Origin of the sequence: Ohtaekwangia sp. (assembly GCF_036568665.1) — a bacterium.
Lineage (GTDB): Bacteria > Bacteroidota > Bacteroidia > Cytophagales > Cyclobacteriaceae > Ohtaekwangia.
The window spans coordinates 24,538-34,823 of sequence record NZ_DATCSD010000343.1; the positions used below are offsets into that span (position 1 = coordinate 24,538).

General features: G+C 42.1%; 8 protein-coding genes. 3 read left to right on the forward strand and 5 right to left on the reverse strand.

Annotation, left to right across the window (positions count from 1 at the left end; all coding sequences use genetic code 11):
• The first annotated feature begins 50 nt into the window (after positions 1-50).
• Complete coding sequence (aroC, locus tag VIN08_RS19500; protein ID WP_331968506.1) at positions 51-1,124, forward strand: chorismate synthase; 1,074 nt, start codon at positions 51-53, stop codon at positions 1,122-1,124.
• On the opposite strand, the gene VIN08_RS19505 is transcribed toward aroC, so the two are convergent.
• Entirely contained in the window at positions 1,121-2,206 is a 1,086-nt protein-coding gene (locus VIN08_RS19505) for a BamA/TamA family outer membrane protein (RefSeq protein ID WP_331968508.1), read from the reverse strand. The genes aroC and VIN08_RS19505 overlap by 4 nt on opposite strands.
• 166 nt (positions 2,207-2,372) lie before the next feature.
• Between VIN08_RS19505 and VIN08_RS19510 the strand changes: the two genes are divergently transcribed.
• Together VIN08_RS19510 and VIN08_RS19515 are read left to right on the forward strand one after the other, a co-directional pair.
• The gene (locus VIN08_RS19510) at positions 2,373-3,764 is read left to right on the forward strand and encodes a dicarboxylate/amino acid:cation symporter (protein ID WP_331968511.1); all 1,392 of its coding nucleotides are present in this window, start codon (positions 2,373-2,375) and stop codon (positions 3,762-3,764) included.
• A gap of 68 nt (positions 3,765-3,832) precedes the next feature.
• Entirely contained in the window at positions 3,833-4,411 is a 579-nt protein-coding gene (locus tag VIN08_RS19515; RefSeq protein WP_331968514.1) for a NifU family protein, read from the forward strand.
• Between the two features lie 102 nt (positions 4,412-4,513).
• Here VIN08_RS19515 and VIN08_RS19520 read toward each other — a convergent pair whose 3' ends face one another.
• The 4 genes from VIN08_RS19520 to rplU form a co-directional block, all read right to left on the reverse strand.
• Complete coding sequence (locus tag VIN08_RS19520; protein WP_331968517.1) at positions 4,514-6,040, reverse strand: RagB/SusD family nutrient uptake outer membrane protein; 1,527 nt, start codon at positions 6,038-6,040, stop codon at positions 4,514-4,516.
• A gap of 13 nt (positions 6,041-6,053) precedes the next feature.
• Complete coding sequence (locus VIN08_RS19525; protein ID WP_331968520.1) at positions 6,054-9,248, reverse strand: TonB-dependent receptor; 3,195 nt, start codon at positions 9,246-9,248, stop codon at positions 6,054-6,056.
• A 415-nt stretch (positions 9,249-9,663) separates the two neighbouring features.
• The gene (gene rpmA, locus VIN08_RS19530; protein ID WP_331968523.1) at positions 9,664-9,927 is read right to left on the reverse strand and encodes a 50S ribosomal protein L27; all 264 of its coding nucleotides are present in this window, start codon (positions 9,925-9,927) and stop codon (positions 9,664-9,666) included.
• Positions 9,928-9,955: 28 nt separating this feature from the next.
• Positions 9,956-10,264 carry a 50S ribosomal protein L21 gene (rplU, locus tag VIN08_RS19535; RefSeq protein WP_331968526.1) on the reverse strand — a complete coding sequence of 103 codons (309 nt, stop codon included), beginning with the start codon at positions 10,262-10,264 and terminating at the stop codon, positions 9,956-9,958.
• Positions 10,265-10,286 lie beyond the last annotated feature (22 nt).

A 10,286-nucleotide genomic window follows, 5' to 3' on the forward strand; every position in this document is an offset into this window, starting at 1 on the left:
AGAAGTTTGTCTTTTAATTAATTCACTCCTTCTCCTATCTTCGACCCCGCATGAGCAATTCGTACGGAACCCTTTTTAAAATATCAACCTTTGGCGAATCACACGGTCCGGCCATTGGTGTAGTGATTGATGGCTGCCCTGCAGGTTTATTGATTGATGAAGCGTTTATTCAATCAGAGCTAGATCGCAGAAAGCCTGGTCAATCTAAAATTACAACACAACGAAAAGAGGACGATACATTTAAAATTCTCAGTGGTGTCTTCGAAGGTAAATCTACGGGAACACCCATTGCTATTGTGATTGAGAACCAGGATCAGCGCAGTAAAGATTATAGTCATATAGCAGAAGCATTCCGTCCATCACATGCCGACTATACTTATGAGGCTAAATATGGTGTGCGCGATTATAGAGGTGGAGGCAGAAGCTCTGCGCGTGAAACAGCTGCACGTGTAGCGGCTGGTGCTATAGCGAAGTTAATTCTCAAACAACATGGTGTAGAGATCAATGCATTTGTATCGGAAGTTGGCGATATAAAAGCTCCGCACTATACTCAACTTGATCTGAGTAAAACAGAAGATAATATAGTGCGCTGTCCTGATGCTGCTACGGCTGAGAAGATGATCGCGTTCATCGATCAGGTAAGATTGGATCGTGATACCGTTGGAGGGATTGTTACCGGAGTGATCAAAAATACTCCTGTAGGACTTGGTGAACCTGTATTCGACAAGCTCCATGCTGAATTGGGCAAGGCTATGCTGAGTATAAATGCAGTAAAGGGATTTGAATACGGAAGTGGCTTTGAAGGAACCAAACTTCGTGGTTCACAACACAATGATGAGTTTTACAACGAAGGAGGAAAGATAAAAACGAAAACAAATTTCTCCGGAGGTATACAGGGAGGTATAACCAATGGCGAAGATATATACTTCAATGTAGCCTTCAAGCCCGTTGCTACTATTATGCAAGACCAGCCGAGTGTTGATAAGCATGGTAATGAAACTACGGTGAGTGGTAAAGGACGTCACGATCCTTGCGTGGTGCCGCGTGCTGTTCCTATTGTTGAAGCAATGGCTGCTCTGGTGTTAGTGGATTTTCTGATGCGTGCAAAAACTTCTAAACTCTAATACGCTTCCGCTATATCCAGGTAAAATCCGCGTTGATCCTTTTTACCAAAGCCCTGATCAACGCGTACATTCAATCGGTCTTTTCTATTCATCATAATGCGTAAACCTATACCAGCATTGGGCTTAACGGAATGATCGGAGAGAGTATACCATTTTTCAGGTGTTAATGCAGCTCCGGCCCACACAGCTAATCCCAGTCGCCACCATATCATTGTGCGATACTCAGCCTGAAAAGCATACAGATTTTTATAGCGATAAAAGCCGGTATAATATCCTCGCATAGTATACGATCCTCCTATATCTGCCATATCCTTGAAGGGAACATTGCCCGTGTTAAGATTGGCCAATAGTTGAAAAGCGACTGCATCTATACTGCTGATTAATTTTAACGGATAGTATTGACGAATGTCAAGCTTGAAAGAACGAAAACTATAACTTTTGCCACTCCACGATGGATGTATATAGTATAGCGCTTCCAGGTAAAATCCCTTTCGGGGATATACATAGTTGTCGCGCGTTTCAATGGTAAATGCAGGAGCAAATCCTAAAACCCAGTAATCATTATAGCCAGTTGGTTTGTCTTCAATGAAATGTCCCTGGCCGGCCTCAACATTTGTAATTTTGTTATAGCGTGTTGCAATGCCTGCAAAGAAATGTTTTTTCCATTGCCTATAAAATCGCAGGTCAACACCAACACGATTATATTGAATCGTGTCTTTGCCGGATTCCGGTTCTTCTGTTGCTATACCATAGTAATACTCAGGGAAGAAGGTATAATTAAATTTCCCCTGCACGATATATTTATTTCCGGGAGTATATAGTCGCACCAACGTGCCCCAGTCATACTGTTTGTTGATCGTATAAAGAAAATAAGTCTGCGCATATGAGCTCCGTGTAATGCTGTCCGGAATCTTCACTGTTTCAAAGTTTGCGGCAAGCAGTGCTCCAAAGCCCAGGCGAGTCTCGGGCGAATAGTAGATCACCGGAAGTGGTGTGAGTCGAAAGCGTTTTGCAGACAGGCTATCCTGCTGGCCATAACCTGTAACAGTAACAAAAATCAAAAGCAGAAACAGCTTGCTCATTAACGGAAGTTAACTCTTTCGCGAAAGAAAAGACAGTGTTGAAGAAACCGCTATCGATACAGCCTTAGGCATTCGCATCATTAGCTTTTTCAAGTATATTGCGCCAACGTATGACCGTTAGTCCACGCAGGATTACAGTTGCACATTTAATTGTTAAGAATCCCTTATGGCTGAAATTAAAGCTGAAAAGAAAAACAGACTTACGCTATATATCATCGTTGCTCTGCTGATTGGTATCACACTGGGTTTTATACTCAATAAAAACTATGTGGACCAGGAGAACGCAAAGATAGCCTCTGCAGATGCGAAGATCGAATTTATAAATGGTGAAATCAGTCTTGCGTCTGATAGCATAGTATATCAAAAACTGGAGCAGGAAAAGAAAGGTATTGTAGCACAACGAAGTGAAGCAATCGCGGCCCGCGATAAGAAGATGGAGCCATTCTCGCTGATGGCTGATATATTTTTGCGACTTATTAAAATGATTGTAGCTCCGCTGGTATTATGCACACTGGTAGTAGGTGTTGCCAAGCTTGGAGATATAAATACCGTGGGGCGCATTGGTGGTAAAACATTGCTTTGGTTTATCAGCGCATCGTTGTTAAGTCTTCTTCTCGGGTTGATCCTGGTAAATCTTTTTGAACCAGGAACTGCCATGCACCTGCCTCTGCCTGAAAGCAATGAGCGCGTAGTTACCAATACAGGATTCTCTCTGAAAGATTTTCTTTATCATATGTTTCCCAGCTCTGTGTTTGAAGCAATGGCAAAGAATGAGATTCTGCAGATCGTAGTGTTTGCTGTGTTCTTTGGTGTTGCAACGGCTGCGGTAGGCGAACACGGAAAAGTTATTATAAAAGCTTTTGATGCAGCGGCACATGTTATACTGAAAGTTACCGGCTATGTTATGAACTTTGCTCCGCTGGCAGTATTCGGTGCTATGACAGCCGTTATTGCCAAGCAGGGTTTGGGTATTTTAAAAACGTACTCCCTCTTCATTGGCGAATTTTATATAGGGCTTGCGTTGCTGTGGACATTATTAATCACGGCTGGTTTTTTTATTATAGGCAAGCGTATCATCACGTTGATAAAGCGTGTAAAGGAACCGGTGTTACTGGCCTTCAGTACATCCAGCAGCGAAGCGGCTTTTCCTAAAACGATGGAAGAGCTGGAGAAATTTGGATGCAAGGATAAGATCGTAAGCTTTGTGCTTCCACTAGGATATTCTTTCAACCTGGATGGTAGTATGATGTATATGACGTTTGCCTCATTGTTCATCGCACAATCATACAGCATTCATTTAGCGCTAGGCACTCAGTTAAGTATGTTGTTTGTGTTGATGGTGACCAGTAAAGGTATTGCCGGAGTGCCGCGTGCTTCGCTGGTGGTAATTGCCGGAACGTTGGCAACGTTTAATATTCCGGAAGCCGGTCTCGCATTATTGATCGGTATTGATCCATTGTTAGACATGGGGCGTAGTGCAACCAACGTAATAGGCAACAGCATTGCTACTGCTGTGGTGAGCCGTTGGGAAAATTCGCTTGAAGCCCCCAATTCTTAGAGTTCAGGTCTGGCTGTTTCGTGAACTAAAATCCCTTAATTTTGTTCCGGAATTATAAAACAGAAATCATGTTACAGGCCGCCCCTAAAAATGTTCATATCTACCTGGAATCGAACCCGAATCCAAATTCATTGAAGTTTGTGGTGAACGAAATGCTCGTTCCCGAAGCGATGAGTTTTGATTTTCCGAATGCTGAGAGCGCAAGTATTTCGCCTCTTGCCCAGGAATTATTCTCATTCCCATTTGTTGATCGCGTTTTCTTTGCCAGCAACTTCATCACTGTTACAAAAAAAGAAGATGTAGAGTGGCTGGAAATACAAAGCACGCTGAAAGAATACATCAAGAAATACCTGGAAGCAGGTAAATTCATCATCGAAATAAAAGATGAAGAAGTTGTTCACGCAGGTGAAGAGACAGAGACCGTTAAGAAAATAAAAACAATCCTGGATGAATATATCCGTCCGGCAGTAGAGCAGGATGGAGGTGCTATCACCTATCACTCATTCAACGAAGGTATAGTAAAAGTAAGATTACAAGGTTCATGTAGTGGTTGCCCTTCATCTATGGTAACATTAAAAGCAGGTATAGAAAATCTCTTTACCCGCATGATGCCTGGAGAAGTGAAAGCTGTTGAGGCGTTAGGATAAAGTTTTTGTAAGTATATCGCTGTAATAGCAGCTATATATAATAAGAAATAAAAAAGGCCGTCTGTAATAAGACGGCCTTTTGTTTTTCGGATGATTATATCCTTAGTCGTTACGTTCCATTAATTTATTCGCAGCCAATTCCGGTGCAGGAATAGGCCAGATATAATTTAACGCAGTGCTTGGCACGGCACCAACGGAAGCTTTGGCAGGGAAGTCATCATTCAAACGAAGAATGTCCATACCGCGAATACCTTCACCGAGAAACTCGATTCTTCTTTCAAGCTTGATAGCAGCTAACAACTCTGTATTATCGGCAGGAGCAGCAGCAGTTGCAATAGAACGCTGGTGCACGGCATTGAGCAGCTCAAGAGCACGTGTGTCAACATCGGCAGTAGTTCTGGCAATTGCTTCTGATAAGTTAAGAAGCACTTCGGCATAGCGAATTACAGGAGCCTTGTCGATATAAGGAGTTCCTGAAGGATATTTTCCCCAGAAATATTCTGTTCCTACTTTATAGGCAAAGCTTCTTCTGGCATCAGCCACCGGCCAACCTGCAGTATCTCCTAAGATACCAACGCCTTTCTTCGTATTCAATCCGTACTCGCCACCGCCAGGGTTTGAAGAGGATGTAGAGGACGAACGGTAATAAAATGCTAACTGGTTTTGTGTGCCAGGAGTATTTTGCGCAGTGAAAGGGAAAGATAATATACTCTCCGTTGTCTCCTGAGGAGATGCAAATACAGCGGCAGCAGTTGCTTGCAATGCATGAGGTACTCCGGTAGCAGCTTTAAATGGACCAGTGGTTGGTACAATTTTATTCGCTTCTGTAATTACCGATGCATAGTCTCCCATCGTTAAGTAAACACGAGTCTTAAGTGCAATTGCAGTGTTTTTGTGAGCGCGTGTTACATTCAATGTTGAAGCGGAAGAGCCAGTATAGGTTAAAGGCAGATTTTGCTCTGCAAAATTCAGATCGTCTATTATCTGTGTATATACTTCAGCAACAGTGCTTCTCTTCAGATCATTGTTTGCCAATGAAGTTTCTGCCTGCAAGCGCAAAGGAAGTCCTTTATTGGTACCTCCCATAGTATATGGTTTTGCATACAATTGCAACAGGCAGTGGTAAGACAGCGCTCTGAGTAAACGAGCTTCTGCTTTAAACGCAGGAAGTGTTGCTGTTTTGTAATCTGCCGCGAAAGTCGGAGGAACAAATTTAGCATCGTTGTCTTCCAGTCCTTGCAGAAATACGTTGATCTGGTTGATAGCAGCATAGGCTGCATTCCAGAGACTGATTACATCGTTTTGAGAAGTTTCAGTTACTGTCTGGTTCCAAACCAACAAACCGGTAACACCGTTTGTAGTGCGGTTCAGAAAATCCTCAGCACGGATATCATTATATACCTGATATCTGCCACCCAGAAACTGACCGTTCTTTACAGCAGTATACAGGTTGTTTACCTGTAGCGAAACACGATCCGGTGTATCAAAAGCATATTGATCGATGATCTGTGTTTTTGGAACCGGATCCAGTAAATCTGTCTGGCAAGAAAATACTCCGAATGTAAACACTGAAGCAAACGCCAGTGCTGTACCCTTCCTATATATCTTATATATATTTTTCATTCTCATAATTCATAATAGTTTAGAAGCCCACATTTACACCGATCGTGAAGGTTCTGGCTTGTCCAACAGAGTTTCTGTCTACACCACCACCTGTTGTGCTGTTACCGTTAGAAGAAATCTCTGGGTCGATACCAGTGTAACCAGTGATCAGGAATGCATTTTGTACTTGTCCGTAGATACGTGCATTGGCAACTTTGATTTTTTCAAGAATTGCTTTTGGTACGCTATATCCAAGAGATACATTTTTCAAACGCAGGAAATCTCCTTTCTCAACGTTCTCGGAAATAACCAGTGCAGAACCGTTAGAGATGTTATCGCCATATACTACGCGAGGTATAGATCCATTGGTGTGTTCAGGAGTCCAGCGATCCAATACATCCGTATGGTTGTTCCAGAAGCGTTGATCACGCAAACCCGATTTCGTACCGTTGTATATATAGTTGCCACCAGAGAATTGGAAGAATATACCTAAGTCGAAATTCTTATAGCGCAAGGTGTTATCAAGACCACCGTACCATTTTGGTATAGCATTGTAGTAAACACCATCTTGTAATTGAGTAGGTGCTGAAATAGTATTGCCTTCCAGTGTTGTCCAGCCAGTGCCTGCACCTCCGTGGTCGTATTGAACAACAGTTCCATCTGCTTTTACAAACAGACGTCTTCCGTTTTCAGGATTTACACCGATGGTAGGAACAGCAAGAATGCTTCCTAATGAACGACCAACTGTAGTATAGTTAGAAGTTTCAAGCGTAGAAGTAGCTGTACCGATACGATCAGCATCAGATGTAAGCGCTAACACCTTGTTCTTAAGAGTCGTGATGTTACCACCGATAGTCCAGCTGAAGTTGGTTTTGCTGATAGCGTTGAACTTGATGGAAAATTCAATCCCTTTATTTTCCAATGAACCGATGTTCGCGGGAATTGTATTAGCACTAGTTGGATTAGGAATACCTTTTGATGGAGCCTGAGCAACATCAAGAATAAGTCCGTCTACAAGGTTTCTATACCAGGAGAACTCACCCTGAATTCTGTCATGAAGTAGACCATAAGAAAATCCGATATCAGTTTTCTTACTGGTTTCCCATGTGAGTAATGAGTTACCAGCCTGGTTATAACCCAGTGTAGCAACTGCTCCATACAATCCTGATGAATAAGTGTTCAGTGATGCAAAGTCATTTACACCCTGGCTGTTACCAACTTCGCCATAGCTACCTTTCAATTTGAAGAAGTCGATTGTGCTAAGCACAGATGTATTCTTCCAGAAGTCTTCTTCAGATATAGTATATCCGAGAGATGCTCCGTAGAAGTTACCATATTTATCAGCCCATGCAGAGTAACCGTCTCTTCTGACGTTCAATGAAGCAAAGTATTTTTTGCCAAAGTCATAGTTGATACGACCGAAATAAGAAACCAGGTAATTTTCTCCTTGCAAGTTATTTGCTACGGCAATGTTAGTATAGTTACCCTGGAAGCTTTGGAAGAAAATATCCGCTATAGATGTACGGGTAGCTCCCCATCTGTCGATTTTGGTATACTGTTGTTCACCACCAGCAAGGATCGAGAAGAAGTGTTTGCCAACTTCGAGATCGTATTGAACTGTGTTCTGCCAGTTCCAGCGTTTGTTAGTTCTGTAAGTGTTTGTAGCAGAACCACCCGTTGAGAAACCATCACCGCCAAGCGAGGTTTGGAATGATATATCTTCAAAAGAAATTCTGTCGATACCGTAGGTTGTTTTCAAAGTTAATCCTTTAACAACTTCCCAGGCAGCATATATATTTCCTTGTATTTGATTGCTTTCAGACGTAAAAGTATTCTTGTCCAGAATAAGAGCCGGGTTGTAATATCCGGTTACCAAAGCTCCCGGACTGCTTGGGTTCGAAGTAGGATTCAAGTTGCCACCAGCTCCTATACCAGCACCATTCAGATTGTAAGTACCATCTGCATTGTAAGCAGCAACGTTAGGAGGCAATACAAGTGGTAATCTTCCTAAACCGGCAGTACCATAAGCCTGGCCATTCAAAGAACCTGAGTTAGGCGCAGAGTTGGTAATGTTAGCAAATGAGAAGCTTGTACCTACAGTAAATTTATCAAACACTTTATGATCAAGATTGAGGCGTAAAGAAGTACGCTCAAACTCGTTTCTCTTCAACATACCTTCCTGTTTTGTATGGCCAAGAGAGACATAATAGGACGTATTATCTGATGCTCCGGAGAAACTCAAGCTGTTTGAGTGAGAGAAGCCGGTTCTGTAAACGTAGTCATACCACTTTGTATCCGTTGGAATAGGATTACCATTGGCGTCTTTAGGGTATTGGAAGCTGCCTTCTATAGCAGTACCATACGTTCCTGTTTTACGTCTGGTGTTCTCATTTAAGTTTGCAATGCCTTCGTTTTTGATCATCATATAGTCTTCGGCATTCAACATATCGAAAAGGCGAACAGGTTTTGTCCAACCGATCCAAGCATCATATGTAAATTTACTTTTGCCTTTTGCTCCTCTCTTGGTTGTGATCAGGATAACACCGGCAGCAGCTCTTGATCCGTAGATCGCACTGGCAGAAGCATCTTTCAAAACTTCTATACTTTCTATGTCAGAAGTGTTGAGGTTACTAAGCGGGTTGTTAGGAGCGGAGTTCGTAGAGTTATCGCCAGAATATGTTGGAATACCATCAATAACGATGAGAGGATAAGAACTCAGGTTGATAGAGTTAACACCACGAATGCGTATAACAGGGGGGTTGTTCAACACACCATTTGGTACGGTAATGCTAACACCAGCAGCACGGCCACCAAGAGCCTGTTCAAAACTTTGTACCGGAGCAAGTGCTATATCGGATCCTTTAACAGAAGCGATCGATCCGCTGATATCTCTTTTGCTTTGAGTACCATAACCGACAACCACCACTTCACTTAGTTGCGTGATATCGGCTGCAAGTGGTACATCGATCACTGATCTGTCACCAATCTCAACTTCCTTTGTTTCAATACCAATAAAGGTGAAAACCAGAATTCCGCCTGACGAAGGAATTTGTATGGAGTACTTTCCATCGGCATCCGTTGCTACACCAATAGCGGTGCCTTTCAGGACTACGTTCACACCGGGTAGCGAAGTACCGTCCTCAGCGGAGGTAACTTTTCCGGTAACCGTTCGCTCCTGTGCCATCAACTGCAATGAGATAACGCACGAGAGAGCAAAGAGTAGAATCTTCCTCATAGTTTATAAGTTTAGGTTAAATTGTAAAAGCCCTAAAATAGGGTATGAGTAAGTGAAATAAAATACCTAAGAATTGAGAGTAATGAAATATTCAACGGTTTGCGTGGTTAAACGCAAAATTTTATTTCAAATTCAGATGAGTTTCTTCATTCGCATGAAATAAAAAGAGGTTTTTGAGAGAAATAACTTCTAAAATTCTTCCACCGCTCATCACAAACCTTGGTAGTTGGTGTAATGTTTTGATGGATTTTAAGATAATTCCAATGCGTATTTTCCAGGAAGTGTTTTTGAAGAGAAAAGTAGCTTAACACTTAACGATGTTGGAGTTGAACGAAGAACCCCATGTGAGGGAGATATATAAACAAAAAGGCACCCTTCATCAAGGTGCCCTTTCTATTTTTTGTTGGGTAAAAAACTAAGCTTCTGCTACAGGTTCAACTGAAACGAAAGACTTATCTGATTTACCTTTTTTGAAAACTACGATACCATTTGTCAAAGCAAATAACGTATGGTCTTTTCCAATACCTACGTTCTTACCTGGATGGTGTTTTGTACCGCGCTGACGAACGATGATATTTCCTGAAATGGCTTTCTGACCACCAAAGATCTTAATACCAAGTCGTTTGCTTTCCGATTCGCGGCCGTTCTTTACTTTACCTTCGCCTTTCTTATGTGCCATGGTGTTGTGTCTTTAAAGGGTTTGAGAATTAACCGATGCTTTCAATTTGCACTTTGGTGTACTGCTGGCGATGACCATTCTTCACCACATAGCCTTTTCTTCTTTTCTTTTTGAAGACAATCACCTTGTTGCCTTTTACGTGTTCCAGTATCTTTCCTGATACTGTGAAACCACTTACAGTAGGGGCGCCAATTTTAATATCTCCACCGTTATCAACAAGAAGGATTTTGTCGAAGCTTACAGAAGCTCCTACTTCGCCTTCCATCTTTGGGGCATAGATATATTGGTCTTTAGCCACTTTGAACTGTTTGCCTGCAATGTCTACTATCGCGTACATAGCTTTTTAAAATTGGATTGCA